This is a genomic window from Megasphaera lornae (assembly GCF_000214495.1).
Lineage (GTDB): Bacteria > Bacillota > Negativicutes > Veillonellales > Megasphaeraceae > Megasphaera > Megasphaera lornae.
Genome location: NZ_AFIJ01000043.1, coordinates 1 through 675, shown reverse-complemented (window position 1 = coordinate 675; position 675 = coordinate 1). Strand labels below are relative to the sequence as shown.

Annotated in this window: 1 pseudogene; it reads left to right on the top strand. The window is 44.9% G+C overall.

From position 1 onward, the window contains the following. Nucleotides 1-675, top strand: a pseudogene (locus tag HMPREF1039_RS08195) (hypothetical protein); the annotation flags it as partial.

Sequence of the window (675 nt, the reverse complement as noted above, 5' to 3'; positions counted from 1 at the left end):
GGACGGGAAGAATCCGCACTCCGTAGCTACGTTGGATGACGGACTGAAATTTGCCGGTAATGTAGGAGACTTCTACTCCAAACTGAATGAAACCGTGGAAATTGTCGGTGGAGTTACGGTAGGAGAAAATGAAAAGGCAGAAGATAAACTGACTGATGAAAATATCGGTGTGGTGGCTAAGAAAGAAGCCGGTAAGAACGGCAAACTCGATATTAAGTTGGCGAAGAACCTGAAGAATTTGGAAAGTGCTACGTTTACCAAAGACGGACAGACGAGTACGCTCAATCAGGACGGCTTGACCATCGCCTCGGGTGATAGTGCTGTCGCTTTGGCCAAAGACGGACTCCATATGGGCGGTCAGGAAATTACGAATGTTAAAGCCGGTACGAAAGACAATAGTGCCGCCACAGTAGGACAAATAAATACGGCGAAAAACGAACTGAAAACGGAAATTGATAAGAAAGCAGACAAAGATGCCGGTAATATAGGTGATAAAGAAAGAACGGCATGGGCAAATAAACTCGGTACGGGAAAAGTGGAAGCGAATGACGCAAATCTTGTAACCGGTGGCACAGTTCAAGCTGCATTGAACCCGATTAAAACACAAACAGAAACGAATAAAAAAGATATTGCCACTTTGCAAGGGGGATTTACTCTCCAAGATGCCAATAAGAC